Below are 22,151 nucleotides of genomic sequence, written 5' to 3'. Positions count from 1 at the left end.
AACGCGACTACTGAAGGGCCCATGAGCATAACCGTGCATGGGCCCCATTTTCAGTTCGAGACCGAGGCGCTGGCCGCTGGCGCGTTGCAAGTGGCCGGGGTGGACGAGGTCGGGCGCGGCCCTCTGGCCGGGCCGGTGACGGCGGCGGCGGTGATCCTGGCGCCCGGGCGCATACCCGAGGGGCTGAACGACTCCAAGATGCTGACAGCCAAGCGGCGATTGGCGCTGCACGATGCGATCCTGGAGGTGGCCGAGGTGTCGGTGGCTCATGCCACTGTCGAGGAGATCGACGAGATCAACATCCTGCGGGCATCGCACTTGGCGATGACGCGGGCGCTGGCGGGGCTGTCGCGGCGGCCCTGCCTCGCGCTGGTGGATGGCAACCTTCTGCCCCGCGACATGCCCTGCGAGGGGCGCGCGATCGTCAGGGGCGACGCGGTTTGCCTGTCGATTTCGGCGGCCTCGATCATGGCAAAAGTGAGGCGCGACCGCATCATGTGGGATTTGGCGCAACAGTATCCGGGCTATGGTTGGGAGACCAACGCGGGGTATGGCTCGAAAAGCCACATGGCCGCTTTGCAAAATCTCGGTCCGACCCCACACCATAGACGTTCGTTCAAGCCGGTCCACAATATCTTGTATCAAGAAAAAAACCTAACCGACTGATTCAAAAAGAAATTGACCGCGAATCCGCTTTGACTCATCCTTGGCGTCAACGACCAGAGCGCACAACAAGGCGCCGGGACAGAGGCAGAAAAGATGACGACAAAGACCAAGAAGGGCGTGGAAACGCTCCCGTTGAATACTGTCCTTGGTGGCGATTGTATCGAGGTCATGAACGGCCTGCCGGAAGGCAGCGTCGACCTGATATTCGCCGACCCTCCATATAACCTGCAATTGCGCGGCGACCTGCACCGGCCGGACAACAGCCAGGTGGACGCGGTCGATGACGCGTGGGACCAGTTCGCCAGTTTCGAGGTCTATGACCGCTTCACCCGCGACTGGCTGAAGGCCGCGCGGCGGCTGCTGAAGCCCAATGGCGCGATCTGGGTGATCGGATCCTATCACAACATCTTCCGCGTCGGCGCGGCGTTGCAGGACGCGGGCTTCTGGATCCTGAACGACGTGGTGTGGCGCAAGTCCAACCCGATGCCGAATTTCCGGGGAAAGCGGCTGACCAACGCGCATGAGACGCTGATCTGGGCGAGCCGGGACGAGGCGGCGAAATACACGTTCAACTACGAGGCGCTGAAATCGCTGAACGAGGGCATCCAGATGCGCAGCGACTGGGTGCTGCCGATCTGTACCGGGCACGAGCGGCTGAAGGACGAGCAAGGCGAGAAGGCGCATCCGACGCAGAAGCCCGAGAGCCTGCTGCACCGGGTTCTGCTGGGCACGACCAATCCCGGCGACGTGGTGCTGGACCCGTTTTTCGGCACCGGCACAACGGGCGCGGTCGCCAAGATGCTGGGGCGCGAGTTCATCGGGATCGAGCGCGAGGCGGCCTATCGCAAGGTGGCCGAGAAACGGCTGGCTTCGGTGCGCAAATACGACCGCGAGGCGTTGCAGGTCAGCACCAGCAAGCGCGCCGAGCCGCGGGTGCCGTTCGGCCAGCTGATCGAGCGGGGCATGCTGCGGCCCGGCGAGGAACTGTTGAGCATGAACGGACGTCACAGGGCCAAGCTGCGCGCCGATGGCACGCTGGTGGGCGATGACGTCAAAGGTTCTATTCACCAGGTCGGTGCCGCGCTGGAAGGCGCGCCCAGCTGCAACGGCTGGACCTACTGGTGCATCAAGCGCGACGGCAAGCCGGTGTCCATCGACGTGTTCCGGCAGCAGATCCGGGCCGAGATGGCCGACCGCGCCAACTAGCCAGTTCCAGGACATTCAAGAACACCGCCGGTGCCTGTGGCCTGACACATGGCACTCACCTTGCCCCCGCCCCTGTTGGCGGGGGCTTTTTCGTGGCGGTTACATCAGGCGCACGAGGCGGGTTATGTGGTGGGTGGTCACTGCACCTGGAGGTGGCAGTTCAGAGGTCATCGTGAGACCCTGGTATCGAGCCCCCAGCCGGTTAACAGCCGCGCAGCGGCCCGGCCATCGTCAGCCCCTCCCGTGGGCTGGCGATTTGGCTGAGGCTGGGCGCAACGATCTTTCCGAGGATGTGTTTGGCAGGCATAAAGTGCTTCAGAATTACCGTCGGATCGCCACCCCAGGGGCTGACGCTGGCCTCCGTTGGGAATGGTCTTTGTTGCGAGGCTCAGAGAAGCCCCTTCAGATAGGCCCCGTAATTGGTCTTCCTGAACAGCCGCGCGCGCCGGGCCAGGTCCTCGGCGTTGATCCAACCCTGCTCGTATGCGATCTCCTCGGGGCAGCCGACCTGCTGGCCCTGGCGTTCCGACAGGGTACGCACGAAGTTGCCCGCATCGAGAAGCGAGCCGTGGGTTCCGGTATCGAGCCAGGCATAGCCACGGCCCATTTGCTGGACGGTCAGTTGCCCGTCGGCGAGGTACATGTCCAGAAGCGACGTGATCTCGAGCTCGCCGCGCTCGGACGGTTGCACCCTGGCGGCCCGTTCGGGGGCGGTGCCGTCGAGGAAGTAAAGCCCGGTGACCGCGTAGTTCGAGGGCGGTCTGGCGGGTTTTTCGATGATCGTCTTCACCGTGCCGTCGGGGGCGAAATCGACCACGCCATACCGCTCGGGATCTGCGACGCGGTAGCCGAACACGGTGCCGCCGGTTTCGACCGCGCTGGCCTCGGCCAGTTGTTGGGGCAGGCCGTGGCCGAAGAAGATGTTGTCGCCCAGCACCATCGCCGACGGGGCGCCGGCGAGGAAGTCCTCGGCCAGGATATAGGCCTGGGCCAGACCGTCGGGCGAGGGTTGCTCGATATAGGTCAGGCTGAGGCCCCACTGGGCGCCATCGCCCAGCGTGCGGATGAACTGGGCCTGATCCTCGGGCGTGGTAATGACGGCAATCTCGCGGATGCCGGCCAGCATGAGCACCGAGAGCGGGTAATAGATCATCGGCTTGTCATAGATCGGCAGAAGCTGTTTCGAGACGCCCATCGTGATCGGGTAGAGCCGCGTGCCGGAGCCGCCGGCGAGGATGATGCCTTTGCGTGTCATGCGCATCCCTCCGGGCACGGGCCGGTCCCGCGGTCACGCAGGTGCGTCGTCAGGTCAAGCATCTTGCGCCTCCTTCAGGGCCTTCAGAATGTCGTCGAGGCCGTCGCGCCAGTCGGGGCGGGACAGGCCGAATACGGTTTCGGTTCTGGTGCAATCCAGCCGCGAGTTCAATGGCCGGGCCGCAGGGGTCGGATAGTCCGCGGTGGGGATGTCCGTGACTGCGCAGCTCAGCCCGGCCTTGTCGAAGATCGCCCGGGCGAAATCGGCCCAGCTGACATCGGGCGCGCCCGAGAAGTGGAAGGTGCCCGACAGCGCCGGATCGTGGCGCAGCGCGTCGCCGATACGCAGGCAGGCCGTCGCGATGTCGCGCGCGGTCGTCGGCCCGCCCACCTGATCGGCCACGATGGTCAGCGCGTCCCGTTCGGCCCCGAGGCGCAGCATGGTCTTGACGAAATTCGCCCCGTGCGCCGACACCACCCAGGAGGTGCGCAGGATGGCGTGGACGCCGCCGGCGGCCCGCACCGCCTCTTCGCCCGCCAGCTTGGTGCGGCCATAGGCGTTTTGCGGCGCGGTCGCGTCGGAGGGCGCCCAGGGGCGGGTGCCGGTGCCGTCGAAGACGTAATCGGTGGAAATATGAACGAAGGGCACGCCCAGCTCCGCCGCCGCGCGCGCCATCGCGCTTGGGGCGTCGGCGTTGATGATGTGGGCCAGGGCCTCTTTCTCCTCGGCGCGGTCGACGGCGGTGTAGGCGGCGGCGTTGATCACAAGGTCGGGACGGTGCGCGGCGATCGCGGCAGCGCAGGCGGCGGGGTCGGTCAGGTCGGCGCTGTCGCGTCCCAGAAACATGGCGTCGGGTGCCGAGAGACGCAGTTCGGTTGCCACCTGGCCCGAGCTGCCGAAAACAAGTGTGCTCATCCGTCGTGCTCCAATTGCGTTGACCCGGCTGACGGACCCCCGCGTCGATAGTCCCTGACGCGCGGTTCTGCCATACGGTTTGTCCCGGGGCCTATCGCACGCCCCCTGCGCCGAGACGTTGCCCGACGCCGTCGCGGGTCTGCAATGCGCGCCACCACGCCTCGTTGTCCAGATACCACTGCACGGTCCGCTCCAGCCCTTCTTCGACGGTGACGGACGGACGCCAGCCCAGTTCCTGACGGATGCGCGTGGGGTCGATGGCATATCGGGCGTCGTGGCCGGGGCGGTCGGTGACGAAGGTGATCTGATCTGCGTAGGAGCCGCTGGCCTTCGGGCGCTTTTCGTCGAGGATCGCGCAGAGAGACTGGACCAGTTCGAGGTTCGTGCGCTCGTTCTCGCCACCGATGTTGTAGCTTTCGCCGACGGCGCCTTTCGCCAGCACGGTCAGAAGGGCGTCGGCGTGATCCTCGACATAAAGCCAGTCGCGCACGTTGGAGCCGTCGCCGTAGATCGGCAGCGGCTTGCCCGCCAGCGCGTTGAGGATGATCACCGGGATCAGCTTTTCCGGGAAGTGGTAAGGGCCGTAATTGTTGGAACAGTTGGTGAGCACCACCGGCAAGCCGTAGGTTTCGTGCCAGGCGCGCACCAGGTGGTCCGAGGCCGCCTTGGAGGCCGCGTAGGGTGAGCGCGGATCGTAGGGCGTGGTTTCGGTGAACATGCCGGTCGGACCCAGAGAGCCGAAGACCTCGTCGGTCGAGATGTGATGGAACCGGAAGGTCTCGGGGCGGCCCTTGGCCTCCCAATAGTCGCGAGACGCTTCGAGCAGGGTGTAGGTGCCCATGACGTTGGTGTCGATGAACGCACCCGGTCCGTCGATCGAGCGGTCGACATGGGATTCCGCGGCGAGGTGCATGATCGCGTCGGGCTGGTGTTCGGCCAGGGCGGCATCGAGCGCGGGCCGGTCGCGGATGTCGGCCTTGACGAAACTGTATCCGGGATCGGAGGCCACGGGGGCCACGTTGTCCAGGCAGGCGGCATAGGTCAGGGCATCGAGATTCACCACCGCGTGGCCGCGCGCGATGGCCAGGCGCACCACGGCCGATCCGATGAACCCGGCGCCGCCGGTCACGAGCAGCTTCATGGCGCACCCGTCCAGACGAAGGGGCTGTCGAACTCGGCCAGGCGCGGCGCGGCCGCGTCCTTTTCCGACAGGACCGCGTCGCCGGAGAGGTTCCAGTCGATGCCGATATCAGGGTCATCGTAGAACACCGCGCCATCGCATTCGGGCGCATAGTAATCGCTGCATTTGTAGACGATTTCGGTGGCGGGCTCGCGCGTGGCGAACCCGTGCAGGAAACCTTCGGGGATCAGAAGCTGCAGGCCGTTCTCGAAGCTGAGGTCGTAGCCCAGCCATTGCCCGTAGGTGGGGCTGCCCTTGCGGATGTCGACGACCACATCGAACAGGCGCCCGCGCCCGCAGCGCACCAGTTTGGCCTGGGCGTGGGGGGGCGACTGGAAATGCAGGCCGCGCACCGTGTCGGCCTGCTCTGACAGCGAATGGTTGTCCTGAACGAAGTCGATTTCGATTCCATGGGCCGCCAGCGTCTTGCGATTCCAGCTTTCACTGAAGAAGCCGCGCTTGTCGCCGAAGCGGGCCGGCTCGAGCAGCAATACGCCCGGCAAGGCAGTTTCGGTGATGTTCACAGGCGCGCCTCCGCTTGAAATCGCTCCGGTAGTATCAGCCGATCCGGACGTTGTCACGACGCGACGATGGCACCTTTGCAGCGGTGAAGACGGCCGGTACGGGCCTATGACCGCGCATATACGTCCTCGTAGCGGATGATGTCATCTTCGCCCAGGTAGCTGCCGGTCTGAACCTCGATCAGGACCATTGGCACCTTGCCGGGATTTTCCATCCGGTGGACCGCGCCAAGCGGGATGTAGACCGACTGGTTTTCCGTGATCAGCTCTTCCTTGCCGTCGATCGTCACCTTGGCGGTGCCCTGGACCACGATCCAGTGTTCGGAGCGGTGGTTGTGGCTTTGCAGACTGAGCGCGGCGCCGGGATGCACGTGGATGCGCTTGACCTGAAAGCGCTCGCCACGCGCGAGGCTTTCGAAAAAGCCCCAGGGGCGGTGGTCCTTGGGAAACTGCGTTGCTTGCACGGCGGACTTTTTCTTCAGCGCGTCGACGGCTTTCTTCACACTCTGGGCCTGCGAGGCGTGTGCCACCAGGACGGCATCGGGCATGGCGACGGCCACGATATCCTTGAGCCCGATGCCGACCAGTTCGAGCCGGTCGGATTCAGAGCGCAGAAGCGTGTTTTCGCACTCCAGTGCCGTGGCGGGGCCACTGGTGGCGACGCCTTTTTCATCCTGTGGGCTTTCGCGCCATATCGCGTCCCAGCCGCCAAGGTCCGACCAGCCGTGCGACAGCGGAACCACCGACAGGTTCTTCGAGCGTTCCATCACAGCGAAATCGATCGAGATATCCTCGGCGCGCGCCCAGGGCTCGGGTGCGAGGCGAAGGAAGCCAAGGTCGGGTTGTGCGCCCTCCAGCGCCGCGCGAACGGGTTCTACGAGATTCGGTGCACTGGCGTCGAAGGCTGCCAGGATATCGCTGGCGCGGAACAGGAAGATCCCGCCGTTCCACAGGTGACGTCCATCGGCCACCATCTCCGCGGCCCGCGCGGCGTCAGGTTTCTCGACGAACCGCGACAGGGCCACGGGGTTGGTGCCGTCCGGCTCTGCGGCAAGCTGGAGATAGCCGTAGCCGGTTTCGGCATAGCTGGGGGTGATGCCGAACGTGACCAGATCGCCCTTGAGCGCGGCAGGCACGCCGGCTTGCACGGTGGCGCGAAAGGCCTCCGCGTCGTTGACCGCGTGATCACACGGCGCGACGAGCATCAGGGCGTCCGGGTCCTGTTTCGACAGGTAAAGCGCGGCGGCAAGGATGGCCGGGGCGGTGTTGCGCCCATCGGGTTCCAGCATGATCGTGCCGGGATCTATCCCGACCTCCTGCAACTGCTCTGCGACAATGAAGCGGAAATCGGATGCGGTGATCACCAGGGGCGCGGTGTAATCCCGGCCCGACAGACGCTGCGCCGTCCGCTGAAAGAGCGTGCCCTGGTCCCAGACCGGCGCAAACTGTTTCGGGTAGGATTTCCGGCTGAGCGGCCAAAGCCGTGTCCCGGACCCGCCGCACAAAAGCACTGGTGTGATCATGTCGCCCTACCTTATTTTCACCATTAAGGATCGTTCAGTCGAAACCGAAATCTTGCCGATCCACTTTTACAGCGCAAGACGCGACACTTACAGTACGCGTTTTCGCTATTTTCTGTTTCCGTCGCGGCTGTTTCGCGCGGATTGGGGCGCCGCACAGGGTTGACTTTTGAGAATGACTTGCATAATCATTTTAAACACCTCAAAGAGAGCCCTGAAATCATGCAATTGTCTCGCCGAAATCTGTTGATCACCTCGCTGTCTGCCGCTGCTCTGGCCGGGACGCCGCTGCGGGCGCAAGGCGCGGCTTTGTCAGTGGTTGCCACGACCGGGATGATCGGCGATGCCGCGCGGCGTGTCGGAGGCGACCTCGTGGAGGTCACGGCGCTGATGGGACCGGGTATCGATCCGCATTCCTATCGGCAGACCCGCACCGACATCCAGGCCGCCATGCGCGCCGACGTGGTTCTTTGGCACGGGTTGTACCTCGAGGCGCAGATGGAAGAGTTCCTGCTGAAGCTGGACGAACGCGGGACTGCGGTGCCGGTGGGCGAAAGCGTGCCGCGGGACCGGCGGATCGCGCATGAGGATTACGCCGACAAGTTCGACCCGCATGTCTGGATGGTGCCCGAACTTTGGGCTTACGTGGTCAATGGCGTCCGTGACGCGTTGAGCGACGCCGCGCCGGATCACGCCGATCAATTCGCGGCGAACGCAGCCGCCTACCTGAAGGAACTGGACGCGCTGGCGTCCTATGCGCACCGCGTGCTGGAAACGGTGCCGTCTTCCGCCCGCGTCCTGTTGAGCGCGCATGACGCCTTTGGCTATTTCGGTGAGACCTATGATTTCGAAGTCGTCGGGATTCAGGGCATCTCCACGGAGTCGGAGGCCGGGCTGAACCGGATCAGGACATTGGCCGATATGCTGGTGGAGCGCGGCATCGGGGCGGTGTTTGTCGAAACCTCCGTCAGCGACCGCAACGTGCGCGCCCTGATCGAAGGGGCGGCGGCGCAGGGCCACGAAGTGAAGATCGGTGGCGAGCTCTTTTCCGACGCGATGGGTGCGCCGGGCACGTATACCGGCACCTATATCGGGATGATCGACCACAATGTCACGACCATCGCCCAGGCGCTGGGCGGCGAGGTGCCCGACCGCGGCATGCAGGGCAAGCTGGCGGAAGGGAGTTGAGGCGGTGACCGTGAAGGTGGTAACGACCGAGGCCGAGCGCGAGGACCGCGATGCGTTGGCGGCAAGCCCGCTCGCGGTGCGTGGCCTGACCGTATCCTACGGGGAAAAGCCTGCCGTGTTCTCGCTGGATGCGACGTTTCAGCAAGGCGCGATGACGGCCATCATCGGGCCGAACGGCGCGGGCAAGTCGACGATGCTGAAGGCCGCGCTAGGGATCATCAAGCCGGTCTCCGGGCGGGTCACGGCGTGGGGCGAGGCGCTCGAAAAGATGCGGGCCCGGATCGCCTATGTGCCGCAACGGGCCAGCGTGGACTGGGATTTCCCCGCGCGGGTTCTGGACGTGGTGCTGATGGGCCAATACCGAGACCTCGGCCTGTTGGGGCGGATAAGAACCAAGCACATCCAAGCCGCGCTGCACTGTCTTGAGCGCGTGGGCATGGACGGCTTTGCAGACAGGCAGATCGGGCAGTTGTCCGGCGGTCAGCAACAGCGGGTGTTCCTGGCGCGGGCCCTGGCGCAGGATGCGGACCTCTATCTTCTGGACGAACCTTTCGCGGGGGTCGATGCCGCGACCGAGACGGCGATAATCTCTGTGCTGAAGGACCTGCGCGGGCTGGGCAAGACGGTGGTCGCGGTGCATCACGACCTGTCGACGGTCACCGAGTATTTCGACCGCGTGTTCGTCATCAGCACCAGCAAGATTGCCGAAGGGTCGGTGGCCGATGCCTTTACCCGCGCCAATCTTCAGGAGGCGTATGGCGGACGCTTGGCCACGGCCCAGATGGGCGCCCTGGGATAATCCGCGATGGTTTGGGACGCACTGACGCTGCAACTTGGATACAACGCCACGCTCGTGACGCTTGGCGCCGCCTTGCTTGGCATGGCCGCCGGCGCCACCGGCACCTTCCTGTTTCTGGGCAAAAGGGCGCTGGTCAGTGACGCGATCAGCCATGCGACCCTTCCGGGGGTCGCGCTTGCCTTCGTCGCGATGGTGGCCCTGGGCGGAGACGGCAGGGCGCTGCCGGGCCTTTTGGCGGGATCGGCCCTGTCGGCGGCGGTCGGCCTCTTGTGCGTCAGCGCCCTGACCAACAGGACGCGACTGTCGGAGGATGCGGCGATCGGCGCCGTCCTGTCGGTGTTCTTCGGGTTCGGTATCGTTCTTCTGACGGTGATCCAGTCGATGAGTTCCGGGCGGCAGGCGGGATTGGAGAGCTTTCTGCTGGGGTCGACGGCAGGTATGTTGCGGCAGGACGCGGTGGTGATCGCGTCCGGCGGCGCAATCGTGCTGCTGCTGGTTGCCGCGCTCCGGCGGCCCATGACGATGGTTGCGTTCGACCGCGTGTTCGCGGCGAGCCTGGGGGTCAATGTTCCGCGGGTCGAGCTGGCAATGATGGGCCTGGCGCTGGCGATCACCGTCGTGGGCCTGAAGGTCGTGGGATTGATCCTGATCGTCGCGCTGCTGATCATTCCGGCGGTCGCGGCACGGTTCTGGACCGACCGGGTCGGACGGGTCGTGATCCTGGCCGGCGTGATCGGCGGGCTGTCCGGCTACGCGGGTGCGGCATTCTCGGCCACGGCGCCGGCACTGCCCACGGGACCGATCATCGTCCTGGTGTCCTTCGCCCTGTTCACCCTGTCCCTGTTCGCGGCGCCCAACCGCGGCGTTCTTGCCGCGGTTCTGAAACATCAGCGGTTCCGGGCGCGGGTCCATGAGCGGCAGGGCTTGCTGGCCCTGGCCCAGAGGCAACCGATCTACGAGGGCCTGACGCTGCGCCTGATGCAGCGCCGGGGGCTGATCCGGGCGGATGGCGTGGCGACCGAACTGGGACAGGCGCAGGCGGCACAGGCCCTGCGCGACGAGCGGCGCTGGCAGGTGTTGCGCTCGAACCCGGCCTATGAGGAAGCGGCGGCAAGCTATGACGGGCTGACACCGCTGGACGATGTCCTGACGCCGGATCAGCTGGGTGCGCTGGACCGCGAGTTGCGGCCGAAGGGAGTTTCGTGATGGGCGAGGAATTCGTTGTTCTGTCCCTGGCGCCGATGCTGATCGGCATCTTTGCCGCCGTGGCCTGCGCGATACCCGGCAATTTCCTGTTGCTGCGGCGGCAGGCGCTGATCGGCGATGCGATCAGTCACGTGGTTCTGCCCGGGATCGTGGTGGCCTTCCTGGTGACCGGCGTGGTCTCGGCCTGGCCCATGATGCTGGGCGCGGGCGGCGCATCGCTTGTGGCGGTCGGCCTGATCGAGGCGATCAGGCGGCTGGGCGGGATCGAGCCGGGCGCGGCCATGGGCGTGGTGTTTACAGCGATGTTCGCGGGCGGTGTCCTGTTGCTGGAACAGTCGGACACCTCGTCGGTACATCTTGATGTCGAACACGCGCTGTACGGTAATCTTGAAAGCCTGATCTGGCTGGATGCGCAGGGTTGGGCGTCACTTTGGGACATCGGGGCCTTGCGGGGCCTTCCGCCCGAGTTGTCCCGGATGGCCCTGACCCTGGTGCTGGTGATCGTGCTGACATGGGTGTTCTGGCGACCGCTGAAACTGTCGACCTTCGACGAAGGGTTTGCCCGCACGATGGGCCTGCCCGTCAGCCTGATCGGGCTGGGACTGGTCGTGGTGGCGGCCATCGCGGCGGTCGCGGCGTTCGACGCGGTCGGCTCGATCATCGTGATCGCCATGTTCATCTGCCCGCCCGCGGCCGCACGGATGGTCACCAACGGCCTCGAGGCCCAGGTGGCATGGTCGATCGGTTTCGCCGTGGTCTCGGCGGTGTTGGGCTACGTGCTGGCAGGCTACGGTCCGCTCTGGTTGGGATTCGACGATGCGGTCAGCGCGGCAGGCATGATCGCGACGGTTTCGGGCGCCATCCTGGGTCTGGCCGCCGCGTTCGGCCCGTGCCGCCATCGAAGCGGCGCCAGCGCGGTGACATCTTAGCCGTCTGTCAGCTCCAGCGCGCGGCCCAACGCCGCAAGCCCGGATGCAACCAGATCGCCGGGCGCCAGCGCTGTGGCAGGCACGCCTTGTGCGGCAAGCGCGGTCATGTGCGGCGCAGGTTCGGCAGAGATCACCAACACTTCCTGTCCCAGCCAATACGGTCGGGTGGCGGCCAGTTCCGCGCCCAGAAGATGACCTGTCAGCGCCGAGCGGTCGCCCGAGATTTCCGCCTGACGCAGATGCGCGGCAAGGCGCTCTGGCCGGCTCAGCGTGTCTGCCATTGCATCGGGATCGGCCGTTGCGGCACCGCCGAGCGCGGTCACGAGGCGTGGGGTCAGAACCGTCTGGACGCTGACCGCTTCGCCGGCGCTGATGTGGATCCAGTGCGTCACTTCGGATTGCGTGGCGCATATCACGCCGTCCCAATGCACGCGACTTGCCAGCGCACCGGCGATCCACAGACGCACGCTGGCGCTGATGATGTCGGGCGGAGTGGCCTGTTCGAGCGCGCTCAGGGTATCGCCGGTCTTCGGCAGGATGCCGGTGGGCAGCTTGTCGGGAGGTCCGTCGCCCAACCGCACCAGACGCGGTGCGTCGCCAAGCTCTGCCAGCACCGCCTCCTCGGAGGATCCAGTGGCATGTCTCAGGACGCGGTCGCCTTCGACAAGGTATCCGGACAGGCCGGCGTTATCGGGAACAAGTGCAATCCAGCGGGTCATCGCGCCTGCATCTGGCGCACCAGCGGGGCCACGTCGTATCCCGCCTTGGCGGCGCGGTCGATGATCTCGCTGTCGTCGCGACGGCCGTGTTCGACCGCGGCCCAAAGCATGGTGCAGCGTGTCCCGCTGCGGCAATAGGCCAGGATGGGCTTGGGCAGGTCCTTGAGCGCCGCGTCGAATTCGGCCAGCGCTTCGGGGGTGATCATGCCGGAGATTATCGGAATGCTACGGATTTCCAGGCCCTCGGCCTTCGCCGCCTGCTCGATTGCCTCGAACTCGGGCTGGCCGAATTCTTCGCCATCGGGACGGTTGCACAGGATCGACTGGAACCCCGCGCCGGCGATCTCCTTGATGTGGGCCACGTCGATCTGTGGCGAGACCGCGAATTCCTTGGTCAGGGGGCGAATGTCCATGGCTTGGCTCCTGTTCCGATTGGCCCATATGGGCGCAAACGGGGGCGGATTTCAATGCTGGCCTTGGATGTTTGCGGCCTGTCGGCACGCACGCCCGATCCGTGCTATAGTCCGAGTCTCACGGTCATTGACCGCACTGAATGGGAGGATCGACCAACATGACGGACAAGGACGCCTACACCAAGAAGCTAGAGGCCCAGATGAAGGAATGGCAGGCCAATATCGACAAGCTGCGGGCGCAGGCCGAGAAGGCGCAGGCCGATTCCCAGATCGAGTACGAGCGACAACTCAAGGATCTGCGCAGCCGCCGCGATGAACTTCATGAAAAGTTGAGCGAGTTGCAGAAGAACCAGTCCGCGGCCTGGAACGACATCAAGGCCGGGGCGGACAAGGCGTGGGACGACATGTCCAAGGCGATGCAGGATGCGTGGAAGCGGTTCGGTTGACCTTTCGCGGCGCGGCGCCGACGGATTCGGGCCGTCGGTGCGCCCGGGTCAGTCGTAGCGCAGATCGGTCGCCTTGCCGCGAAAAACCACGTAGGACAGGACAGTGTATCCGATGATCATCGGCAGCACGAGCAGCGTGCCGACCAGGATGATCATCAGGCTTTCGGGCGCGCTGGCCGACTCGTAGAGGGTCAGCCGCTCGGGCACCACGTAGGGATAGAACGAATACGCCATGCCGACGAAGCCGAGCGTGAAGAGCGCAATCGTGAGGCTGAAAGGCAGGAATGAAAGCGCGTCGTTTTCCCTCGGAAGCGTTCTGAGGACCCACCACAACGCCAGGAGCAGTCCCGCGGAAACAAGTGGCAACGGCGCAAGCAGGTAAAGCTCGGGGAAAGAGAACCATTTTTCGAAGATGCGGGCGCTGACATAGGGCGAGCCCAGCGACACCGCCCCGAGCCCGAGCACGACACCCCAGATCCCGCGTCGGGCCCAGTGGATTGCCTTGAGCTGGAGGTCGCCTTCGGCCTTGAGGATCATCCACGTGGCCCCGATGAAGGAATAGGCCACCGTCAGAAAAACTGCGGTCGTCGCGGCGAAGATCAGGGTAAACGGGCTGATCACGAGGCCCATGACGTAAAGGCCCAGCATGAAGCCCTGCGACAGCGAGGCCATGAGGCTGCCCCAGAAGAATGACAGGTCCCAGAGCCGCTTGCGCCGCGCCGGCGCCTTGGCGCGGAACTCGAACGCCACACCGCGCAGGATGAGGCCCACCAGCATCACGGCGACCGGCAGGTAGAGTGCCGTCAGGATGACCCCGTGGGCGGCGGGAAACGCGACCAGCAGGATCCCGATGGCCAGCACCAGCCATGTTTCATTGGCGTCCCAGAACGGCCCGATCGAGGCCACCATCCTGTCCTTCTCGGTGTCCGAGGCGAAGGGGAACAAAACGCCGAGGCCCAGGTCGAAGCCGTCCAGGCAGACATATACTAGGATAGAAAGCCCCATCAGGCCTGCAAAGGTGAAGGGCAGCCAGGTTGCGGGGTCTCCGAAAGCGTCCATGGGGGCTACTCCGCCGGGGTCGGGTTCATGCCGGGCACGTCGGGCCGGCCGCGTTCTTTCGCATAGTGGCCGTTCCGCGCGAGGTAGAACAGCACGCCGATATAGGCGGCCAGAAGCGCGACATAGACCGTCAAGTAGACCGCCAGCGTCGTGGCGACCATCGGGCTGGGGACATCCGCCACCGCCTGCTCGGTCGTCATGACGCCCGACACCAGCCAGGGCTGCCGGCCGATCTCGGTCGTGTACCAGCCCGCGAGGGTTGCAATCCAGCCGGAGAAACTCATCGGCACCAGCGCCCAGAGGAGCGGTTTCGGCAGTCCCTCGGGACCGCGACGCCGATAGATCATGAAGGCGGCCGCGGCCCAGCTGAGCACCAGCATTGCCAGGCCGGTGCCCACCATGACGCGGAAGGCGTAGAAGACGGGCGCGACAGGCGGGTGGGTTTTCGCGCCATCGTCGGTGACGAACTCTTCGAGACCGGGAACGACGCCATCCGCGTGATGCGTCAGGATAAGAGAGGCAAGGTTCGGGATGGCGATCTCGTAATGGTTCTCGCGCGCCATCTCGTCGGGGACGGCGAACAGCACGAGAGGGACGTTCGGCCCGGTCTCCCAGTTGGCCTCCATCGCGGCGATTTTCGCGGGCTGGTGTTCAAGCGTGTTGAGGCCGTGAAAGTCGCCGGCAAGGATCTGCAAGGGGATGAGCAGGGCACCCAGCCCGATCCCCGTGACCATGGCGGTGCGCACATCCTTGGCCCGGTCGCCGCGCAACCAGCGATAGGCGGAGATCCCGGCCAACAGAAAGGCGACCGTCACTCCCGAGGCAAGAAGCATGTGCACGACGCGATAGGGCATCGACGGGTTGAAGATGATCGCCCACCAGTCGGTTGCATGGGCCACGCCATCTCGAAGCTCGAACCCGGCGGGGGTATGCATCCAGCTTGACAGAACCAGGATCCAGAAGGCCGACATCGTGGTGCCGAACGCCACCAGGAACGTTGCCAGCGTGTGCAACCATCCGGGCACGCGCGACATGCCGAAGAGCATGATGCCCAGAAACACCGCCTCGAGGAAGAAGGCGGTCATCACTTCGTAGGCCAGTAGAGGTCCGGCGATGTTGCCCACGGTTTCCATGAAGCCGGGCCAGTTGGTGCCGAACTGGAAGGACATCGTGATGCCCGACACGACGCCGAGCCCGAAGCTGAGCGCGAAGACCTTGACCCAGAAGCGATAGGCGTCCATCCAGAGGTCTTCCCCGCTGCGCGTATACCTGAGCTTGAAGTACAGCAGCACCCATCCCAAGGCGATCGTGATCGTGGGGAACAGGATGTGGAAGGAAATGTTTGCGCCGAACTGGATGCGCGAAAGTATGAGTGTGTCCATGTCCTCGCGTAGCCTGCATGATGGCAGGCCGCCCTGTCTGTCTTGTCACAGACCTAGGGCAAAAACCGCGGATTTCCGCTGGTTGCGACCAGAGGGCGCAGCAGGGGATGGAACCGGCGCGAATGGCCCCGGCAAGGCGGCAGGTGCAGCTTACGCCAGGCGCTGGCCTGCACCTTTGGGGTCAGGCCGCCGCAAAGCCCGTGTCCAGCGCGGAAAGAACCTGGTCGATTTCGGCTTCCGTGATGATCAGGGGCGGCGACATCAGAAGGTTGTTCCCTCCGATCCGCACCATCGCGCCGGCCTCGTACGTGGCCTGGTGGACCTTCTTGACGGTCGCCGCGTCCATCGGCGTTTTCGCGGACCTGTCGCTGACCAGTTCGATTCCGGTCATCAGGCCGTGGCCGCCGCGGACGTCGCCGATGATATCGTATTTCTCCATCAGGCGCTGCACGCCGTGGAACAGCTGTGTGCCGCGCGCGGCCGCGTTCGTCCTGGTGTCCAGCCGCGTCGTCTCGGACAGGCAGGCCACAACGGCGGCGGCGCCCACGGGATGTGCTGAATAGGTATAGCCGGTCCAGATCGCCCCACTGGCGTCGGCGGTCTCGAACACGTCCGCGACCTTGTCGCTCAGCAACACGCCGCCCACGGGGAAATAGGCGCTGGTGATACCCTTGGCGACGGTCATCATGTCGGGCTTCACGCCCCAGTGGCGGGCCCCCGACCAGTCGCCGGTGCGTCCGAAGCCGCAGATCACCTCGTCCGAGATCAGGAGAATGCCATAGCGGTCGCAGACCTCTCGCATGTGCTTCATGAAGCTGGCGTCGGGCACGATGACGCCGCCCGCGCCCTGGATCGGCTCCATGATGAAGGCAGCGATGGTGCTTGGGTCCTGGAATTCGATCTCGTCCACCATGGCGGCGGCGATTTTCTCGGCCAGCTTGGCCGGGTCGGTCTCATGGTACGGGTTGCGATAGGTGTAGGGGCTGGGCAGGTGGAAACAGCCGGGCAGGAGCGGCTCGTAGGTGATGCGGAAGCGGTTGTTGCCGTTCACCGACGCGCCGCCCCAGTGGGTGCCGTGATAGCCCTTTTTCAGCGACAGGAACTTGGTGCGCGTGGGCTCGCCCCGCAGGCGGTGGTACTGGCGCGCCATGCGCAGGGCCGTGTCGACCGCGTCGGACCCGCCGGAGGTGAAAAAGACGCGGGCCATGCCGTCCTCGGCGAAGAATTCCTGCACGGCATAGGAGGCCTCGATCGCGGGCGGGTTCGAGGTGCCGGCGAAGGCCGAGTAATAGGGCAATTGCCACAGTTGATCGGAAATGGCCTGCTTGATGGCGTCGTTGGAATAGCCAAGGTTCGTACACCACAGCCCGCCCACGGCATCCACCACGCGATGCCCGTCGATATCGATGATCTCGACGCCCTCGGCGCTCTTGATGATGGTGGGTGCGTTCTGTTGCTGCTCGCCGGGATGGCCCATGGGATGCCACAGGTGGCGTGCGTTCATCTCGCGCAGGAAATTGTCGTCTTTCATGGGAGCCCCCGTCTCTGAGTCGCGGATTTGATCAAACGTGGCACCACGGCGGGGTTCTGTCCAGTGACCCCAAAGGGGGAGGGGCGCAAAAGAAAGGGGGCCGTTGGTTCGGCCCCTCATTCCCTCCTGCCGCGTTGTAGGATCACCGCGCCGGGTGTGTTTCTTCCCGTCCGGTCGTGGTGTGCCGCGATACGTCGATCGCGGCGAATTCGCCTGATGATGAAGGGGGAGTGCCGCGACGCGTGACCAAGGCGGTATCGCCTGACCACATGGTCGCGGGCCGGATCATGCCGCGCCCTCCGCGTGGAAGCGCGGTGCCGTTATGAAAATGTGCCCCAGTGCCGTCCGCAACACGGCGTCCCCCGATGCCGGCACGGGTCAAGTCCCTGTTCCCGTGCGTTGGAATGCAGTTTCACAAGGTATAGGCGAAGCGATTCGTTTCGGTCAATCGCCGGTGATTCGTTTTTTCCCCGGTTTCGGCTAAGCGGTGGGCGCGACTCGAAAAAAAGTTTCGAGCTTCGGGACGTCGCCGAGGCGCGCGCGACGCTCTTGGACCGCTCAGGTGTCGAGCCAGACGGTCTCGAACTGCATCTCCCGGGCCTGGTGCACGTGGTCGTTCTTCACATGCTTTGCGAAATGCCTGGTCTGATTGCGCCAGAACGGCTGGACGATCACGCCGCTGTCGCGCAGGCGGGTCTGCAGAATGGCGGAGTATTCGCGCCGTTTCCGTGCGTCGAAGACCCCGAGCGCCTGGTCGAGGATGGCGTCGAATTCCGGGTCGGAATGCGCGGTCTCGTTCCACGCCGCGCCCGATCTGTACGCGAGCGCCAGAACCTGTACGCCCAGCGGGCGGGGGGCCCAGTTGGTGGTCGAGAACGCGTACCTCGTCCAGTCGTTCCAGAAGGACGACAAGGGGACCATTGTGCGTTTGATGTTGAAGCCCGCCTCGGACAGCATCGCGCCGATGGCGTCGGCGGTCGCGGTGCGCCAGTCGCCGTCGACCGAGATGAGCTCCAGTTCGGTGTCCCCGTGCCCGGCGGCGCGGGCCATCTCTATGGCCGCGGCGGGATCGGGGGCCTTCGCGGGGAGCGCGGCATACTCGGGATGAAACGGCGCCACGTGATGGTTCTGGGCGGCGAGACCATCGCCGTCGATGCCCAGTTGCAGGACAAGGTCGTTGTCCACGGCCAGCTGGACCGCGTTGCGCAAGTCCTTCGAGGTGTAGGGCGCGGTGTCCATGCGCATCCGGGCCACGATGGTGGCGGCCGTGGGCATACTGCTTTTGACGAGGCCGAGATCGTCCAGCGCAGTGGCGATATCCTCTGTGGTCTCGTCGTTGACGTCGATCCGGCCCGCATCGAAAGCCGTGACGATGGCCGCGCTGTCGGTGCCGAGGTCGATGAACCGGATACTGTCGAGATAGGCCTCGCCGCCCCACCATGCACCGTTTTCGCGCCGCTTCACCTCGGCCCCCGCGCCGGGATCGAGCGAGACCAGTTGGAAAGGGCCCGTGCCGATGGGGCTTTGCGCCAGGTCGCTTTCGTCACCGTGGCTGCGGTGCACGATCAGGGCGGGATAGTCCGCCATGCCGGCAATCAGCGAGATGTCGGGGCGGGGCAGGGTCAGTCTTATGGTGTGGTCATCGAGCTGCGCCATCACGCCATCGGCCAGCCGGCCCGTGTCGGTGTCGATGAGCGCGGCCATGGGAGCCGCCATCGCGTTGCCCTCGACCGACGTGTCACACCAGCGGGTGATGTTGTGAACGACGTCCTCGGCGGTGAAATCGTCGCCGTTGTTCCAGGTTACGCCCCGGCGCAGGTGGAGCGTGTAGGTGCGGGCGTCGTCGGACACGTCCCAGCTTTTCAGCAGGAGGCCGGAGAAACTGTAGTCGGTATTCCAGCGCACCAGCGGCTCGCAGAACTGGCGGGCGAGATTGCCTTTCTCGGTCCAGTCGAACTTGCGCGGGTCGGTGATGTCGAGCACGCGCATCGCGACGCGCAGAACGCCGCCTTTGCGCCCCTCGCCCTGCTGTGCCAGGGCGGGGCGCGCTGCCCCCAGCAGGCCATGGGCCGTGGCGGCACTGGCCCCCAGGGTCGAGGCAAGCGCGATGAATTCGCGGCGGTCCATCAGGCCGGCGCGGGTGTCGCGGGCCAACTGGCGCAGGCGGCAGTTTCGGGTCTTGCCCGTCATGGGGGGCGGTCCTTGGTCTGCTGGGCGGGCGGCTTTACTGGCCTGCCCCACTATGAGGCGCCATGGCGGATTGTAAATCGGCGACGCGCCCCGGGGGCGCTGTGCCATGCGCCGCGAATTCGCTTGAGACGGCAGGGGCGCACGGGTAGATCAGGCGCCAAAGGAGGAGCCGCATGAGCCTCAATACGTTCGGACATCTGTTTCGCGTCACCACCTGGGGCGAAAGTCACGGGCCCGCCCTTGGCGCGACCGTGGATGGTTGCCCGCCGGGCATCGCCGTGGACGAGGCATTCCTGCAGCAGTTCCTCGACAAGCGCCGCCCGGGGCAGAGCAAGCACACCACGCAGCGCAAGGAACCCGATGCGGTGAAAATCCTGTCGGGGGTGTTCGAAGGGCAGACCACGGGAACGCCGGTGCAGCTGATGATCGAGAATACCGATCAGCGGTCCAAGGATTATGGCGAGATCGCCCAGACCTTTCGGCCCGGCCATGCCGACATCACCTATCACCAGAAATACGGGATCCGCGATTATCGAGGTGGCGGGCGCAGTTCTGCCCGCGAGACGGCCGCACGGGTGGCCGCTGGCGGGCTGGCGCGGGCGGCGCTGGCGCGCCTTGCGCCGGGCCTGGAGGTCAAGGGCTACATGACCCGGATGGGCGAGGTGACGATCGACCGGGACGAGATCGACTGGGCCGAGATCGACCGCAACGATTTCTTCCTGCCGGACGCCGGGGCGGTGCCGGTGTGGGAGGATTACCTGCAAGGGATCCGCAAGGCGCAGAACTCGGTCGGGGCCGAGATCGAGGTGGTGTGTCGTGGAGCGCCCGCGGGGCTGGGCGCGCCGGTCTATGGCAAGCTCGACACCGATTTGGCCGCTGCGATGATGAGCATCAATGCCGTCAAGGGCGTGGAGATCGGCGAGGGCATGGCGGCGGCGCGGTTGACCGGCGTCGACAATGCCGACGAGATCTTCATGGGCGAGAATGGCCCGGAATACGGCAGCAACCATGCGGGCGGCATCCTGGGCGGGATCTCTACCGGGCAGGACATCGTGGTGCGCTTTGCCGTGAAGCCCACCAGTTCGATCCTGACGCCGCGCCGGTCAATCCGGATGGATGGCAGCGCGACCGAGGTGGTCACCAAGGGGCGGCACGACCCCTGCGTGGGCATCCGCGCGGTGCCGGTGGCCGAGGCGATGATGGCCTGTGTCGTGCTCGATCACCTGCTGTTGCATCGCGGGCAGGTCGGCGACGGGCCGCGCGGTGTGATCGGCTGATCCTGAGCCTATGATTTGCGGGCGATTACTGCAAACTGCGTCATCGAAAAGAAGAACCGGCCCTCGGCGGCGAGCGCTTCCTGTTCTTCGCGCCACGCGGTGCAGTCGGCCTCGGGGACAAGGTCGTTCTGTCTGGCGTAGCTGTCCATCAGGGTCAGCATCATGCGGGCGAGACCGTCGGGCCTGAGATCGTGATCGTTGAGTGTCACGGGGCGGATGTCTTCCACCTCGAAGCCAGCCTCGCGCAGCATTGGCGGCAGGATTGCGGGCACGCGCCGTTCGACGAAATGATCGTCCCACGAGGCGATCATGCGGTCCATGCGCGGCTGATCCTCGGTGTGCCAGATCCAGCTGTCGAAATGAATGTCGCTGACCACCAGCCGCCCGCCTGAACGCAAAACGCGGGCGACCTCCTGGCAGGCGCGTGGCAGGTCGTCGAGATATTCGAACACCTGCACCGAGACGGCCTTGTCGACCGATCCCGTCTCGACCGGCAGGTCATAAGCCGAGCCATCGCGGAACTCGACCCAGTCGAACTCCGCGCAGCGGGCGATGGCGGCCTCCCGCATGTCCTGGCTCGGGTCGACCCCGATGATGCACCCGCCGGGCCCGACGGCGCGGGCCATTTCGGCGGAGAGAAGGCCGTTGCCGCTGCCGATGTCGAGGATCGTCTCGGCCGGTTTCGGCAGGACGGCGTCGAACGACAGACGCCGCCGCTGAATGATGTCGGACCCTTGATAGACGAGGTCCAGCAGGCGCGTCGTTTCTGCGTTGAATTGCAGCATGATCGTATCCCCCCCCCTTTCAGAATACCCGAAAGCGGCAGAATCACGAAATCGACGCCTTAGCGCGGGGTCGTTTGGCGCGAGAGCTGCACGGCGAGGATGCCGCCCGTGACGACCAGCACGCCGATTATATCCCAGAACCCTAATGCTTCGTTAAGCACGAGGGCGGCGATGGTGACGCCGAAGAACGGGGTGAGGAAGTGGAAGGTGGCGGCCTTGACCGCGCCGATGCGGTTGACCAGGGCGAACCAGACCAGCGTGGCGGCGAGGCCCGGGATCAGCGTGGTGTAGACGAAGGCGGCGATGAAGGGCCAGGACCAGGCGATTTCAAGGGTTTCCGTGGACAGCCCGACAATGCCGAGTGCAACGCTGCCGACCAGCATCTGCAGGCCGACGATCATCAGGAAGTTGCCGCCCGAGGTGGCGCCGCGCACCATCAGGGTGGCGAAGGTGAGGGCCACGACGCCACCGATGCAGAGCACGACGCCGTAGAGGTCGGCGCCGCCCTGGAGCCGCGTGCCCATGATCAGCGCGACGCCCGCCATGCCCGCGGCGAGGCCGGCAAAGCCAAGCGCGCTGACGCGCTGGCCGAGGATCAGCCAGCTGGCGAGGCCGACGAGCAGCGGCATGGACGAGGCGATGATGGCGGCGAGCGAGGCCTCGACCGTCTGCATGGCGACGAAGTTGAGGCCGAGATAGAGCGCGTTCTGGCACAGGCCGAAGACGATCGTGGCGCGCCATTGCGCGGGCGTCAGGCGCCAGGATTGACCGAGGGCGCGGGCGATCAGGACGCCCAGGATGCCAGAGATCAGGAAGCGCAACGCAAGCGCGCTGACGGGTGGTGCGGCGGCGACGATGATGCGCGCGGAGGTGAAGGCGCTGGACCACATCACGGCAAAGGCCAGCCCCATGAAAAGCGCGCGAAAATCCATGATTTACTCGTCCTCGAACTGAAAAGGGCCGC

21 protein-coding genes are annotated in these 22,151 nt (G+C 65.3%); 8 read left to right on the top strand and 13 right to left on the bottom strand.

Annotated features, from left to right (window positions below; translation table 11 throughout):
* Positions 1–21 precede the first annotated feature (21 nt).
* The gene (locus KUV49_RS02390; RefSeq protein ID WP_222451450.1) at positions 22–666 is read left to right on the top strand and encodes a ribonuclease HII; all 645 of its coding nucleotides are present in this window, start codon (positions 22–24) and stop codon (positions 664–666) included.
* Positions 667–759: 93 nt separating this feature from the next.
* Entirely contained in the window at positions 760–1,872 is a 1,113-nt protein-coding gene (locus tag KUV49_RS02385) for a site-specific DNA-methyltransferase (RefSeq protein ID WP_222451449.1), read from the top strand.
* Positions 1,873–2,260: 388 nt separating this feature from the next.
* Here the strand turns inward: KUV49_RS02385 and rfbA are convergent, their stop codons facing one another.
* From rfbA to KUV49_RS02360, 5 genes are all read right to left on the bottom strand, one after another.
* Positions 2,261–3,127, bottom strand: coding sequence for a glucose-1-phosphate thymidylyltransferase RfbA (gene rfbA / locus KUV49_RS02380; RefSeq protein ID WP_222451448.1), 867 nt, complete (start codon positions 3,125–3,127; stop codon positions 2,261–2,263).
* 54 nt (positions 3,128–3,181) lie between these two features.
* Entirely contained in the window at positions 3,182–4,042 is an 861-nt protein-coding gene (gene rfbD, locus KUV49_RS02375; RefSeq protein ID WP_222451447.1) for a dTDP-4-dehydrorhamnose reductase, read from the bottom strand.
* A 91-nt stretch (positions 4,043–4,133) separates the two neighbouring features.
* Positions 4,134–5,183: a dTDP-glucose 4,6-dehydratase gene (rfbB, locus tag KUV49_RS02370; protein WP_222451446.1), complete on the bottom strand. Its 1,050-nt coding sequence runs from the start codon at positions 5,181–5,183 to the stop codon at positions 4,134–4,136.
* Positions 5,180–5,746: a dTDP-4-dehydrorhamnose 3,5-epimerase gene (rfbC, locus tag KUV49_RS02365; RefSeq protein ID WP_222451445.1), complete on the bottom strand. Its 567-nt coding sequence runs from the start codon at positions 5,744–5,746 to the stop codon at positions 5,180–5,182. Before rfbC ends, rfbB begins: the two co-directional genes overlap by 4 nt.
* Before the next feature lie 104 nt (positions 5,747–5,850).
* Positions 5,851–7,266 (bottom strand): mannose-1-phosphate guanylyltransferase/mannose-6-phosphate isomerase, encoded by a 1,416-nt coding sequence (locus KUV49_RS02360; protein WP_222451444.1) that lies wholly within the window; start codon positions 7,264–7,266, stop codon positions 5,851–5,853.
* Positions 7,267–7,485: 219 nt separating this feature from the next.
* On the opposite strand from KUV49_RS02360, the gene KUV49_RS02355 reads away from it, so the two are divergent.
* Genes KUV49_RS02355 through KUV49_RS02340 form a run of 4 tightly spaced genes read left to right on the top strand, consistent with a single transcriptional unit; the run spans position 7,486 to position 11,385 of the window.
* Positions 7,486–8,451 (top strand): metal ABC transporter solute-binding protein, Zn/Mn family, encoded by a 966-nt coding sequence (locus KUV49_RS02355; RefSeq protein ID WP_222451443.1) that lies wholly within the window; start codon positions 7,486–7,488, stop codon positions 8,449–8,451.
* 4 nt (positions 8,452–8,455) lie between these two features.
* Positions 8,456–9,250 (top strand): metal ABC transporter ATP-binding protein, encoded by a 795-nt coding sequence (locus KUV49_RS02350; protein WP_315899538.1) that lies wholly within the window; start codon positions 8,456–8,458, stop codon positions 9,248–9,250.
* Between the two features lie 6 nt (positions 9,251–9,256).
* A complete protein-coding gene (locus tag KUV49_RS02345) occupies positions 9,257–10,456 on the top strand; it encodes a metal ABC transporter permease (RefSeq protein ID WP_222451441.1) in 1,200 nt (399 codons plus the stop codon).
* Positions 10,456–11,385: a metal ABC transporter permease gene (locus tag KUV49_RS02340; protein WP_261391458.1), complete on the top strand. Its 930-nt coding sequence runs from the start codon at positions 10,456–10,458 to the stop codon at positions 11,383–11,385. The genes KUV49_RS02345 and KUV49_RS02340 overlap by 1 nt, the downstream gene beginning before the upstream one ends.
* Here the strand turns inward: KUV49_RS02340 and KUV49_RS02335 are convergent.
* Together KUV49_RS02335 and KUV49_RS02330 are read right to left on the bottom strand one after the other, a co-directional pair.
* A complete protein-coding gene (locus KUV49_RS02335; RefSeq protein WP_222451439.1) occupies positions 11,382–12,104 on the bottom strand; it encodes a 2-dehydro-3-deoxygalactonokinase in 723 nt (240 codons plus the stop codon). The two genes, KUV49_RS02340 and KUV49_RS02335, sit on opposite strands and share 4 nt — an antisense overlap.
* Positions 12,101–12,517, bottom strand: a complete 417-nt coding sequence (locus KUV49_RS02330; RefSeq protein WP_222451438.1) for a TIGR01244 family sulfur transferase — start codon at positions 12,515–12,517, stop codon at positions 12,101–12,103. The genes KUV49_RS02335 and KUV49_RS02330 overlap by 4 nt, the downstream gene beginning before the upstream one ends.
* 158 nt (positions 12,518–12,675) lie before the next feature.
* Between KUV49_RS02330 and KUV49_RS02325 the strand changes: the two genes are divergently transcribed.
* Positions 12,676–12,963, top strand: coding sequence for a hypothetical protein (locus KUV49_RS02325; RefSeq protein ID WP_222451437.1), 288 nt, complete (start codon positions 12,676–12,678; stop codon positions 12,961–12,963).
* Between the two features lie 48 nt (positions 12,964–13,011).
* Here the strand turns inward: KUV49_RS02325 and KUV49_RS02320 are convergent, their stop codons facing one another.
* From KUV49_RS02320 to KUV49_RS02305, 4 genes are all read right to left on the bottom strand, one after another.
* On the bottom strand, positions 13,012–14,022 hold the full coding sequence (locus KUV49_RS02320; RefSeq protein ID WP_222451436.1) for a cytochrome d ubiquinol oxidase subunit II: 1,011 nt from the start codon (positions 14,020–14,022) through the stop codon (positions 13,012–13,014).
* A 5-nt stretch (positions 14,023–14,027) separates the two neighbouring features.
* Entirely contained in the window at positions 14,028–15,404 is a 1,377-nt protein-coding gene (locus tag KUV49_RS02315; RefSeq protein ID WP_222451435.1) for a cytochrome ubiquinol oxidase subunit I, read from the bottom strand.
* Between the two features lie 181 nt (positions 15,405–15,585).
* The gene (locus tag KUV49_RS02310) at positions 15,586–16,935 is read right to left on the bottom strand and encodes an aminotransferase class III-fold pyridoxal phosphate-dependent enzyme (protein WP_222451434.1); all 1,350 of its coding nucleotides are present in this window, start codon (positions 16,933–16,935) and stop codon (positions 15,586–15,588) included.
* A 558-nt stretch (positions 16,936–17,493) separates the two neighbouring features.
* Positions 17,494–19,125 (bottom strand): ABC transporter substrate-binding protein, encoded by a 1,632-nt coding sequence (locus KUV49_RS02305; protein WP_222451433.1) that lies wholly within the window; start codon positions 19,123–19,125, stop codon positions 17,494–17,496.
* 173 nt (positions 19,126–19,298) lie between these two features.
* Between KUV49_RS02305 and aroC the strand changes: the two genes are divergently transcribed.
* Positions 19,299–20,402, top strand: coding sequence for a chorismate synthase (aroC, locus tag KUV49_RS02300; protein ID WP_222451432.1), 1,104 nt, complete (start codon positions 19,299–19,301; stop codon positions 20,400–20,402).
* A gap of 8 nt (positions 20,403–20,410) precedes the next feature.
* On the opposite strand, the gene KUV49_RS02295 is transcribed toward aroC, so the two are convergent.
* Entirely contained in the window at positions 20,411–21,187 is a 777-nt protein-coding gene (locus KUV49_RS02295; protein ID WP_222451431.1) for a methyltransferase domain-containing protein, read from the bottom strand.
* Between the two features lie 59 nt (positions 21,188–21,246).
* Complete coding sequence (locus KUV49_RS02290; protein ID WP_222451430.1) at positions 21,247–22,119, bottom strand: DMT family transporter; 873 nt, start codon at positions 22,117–22,119, stop codon at positions 21,247–21,249.
* Positions 22,120–22,151: the final 32 nt, after the last annotated feature.

The organism is Roseovarius atlanticus (assembly GCF_019802205.1).
Classification (GTDB): Bacteria; Pseudomonadota; Alphaproteobacteria; order Rhodobacterales; family Rhodobacteraceae; genus Roseovarius; species Roseovarius atlanticus_A.
Note: the sequence above shows the minus strand (reverse complement) of the source record. Positions and strands in the feature narration are given on the sequence as shown.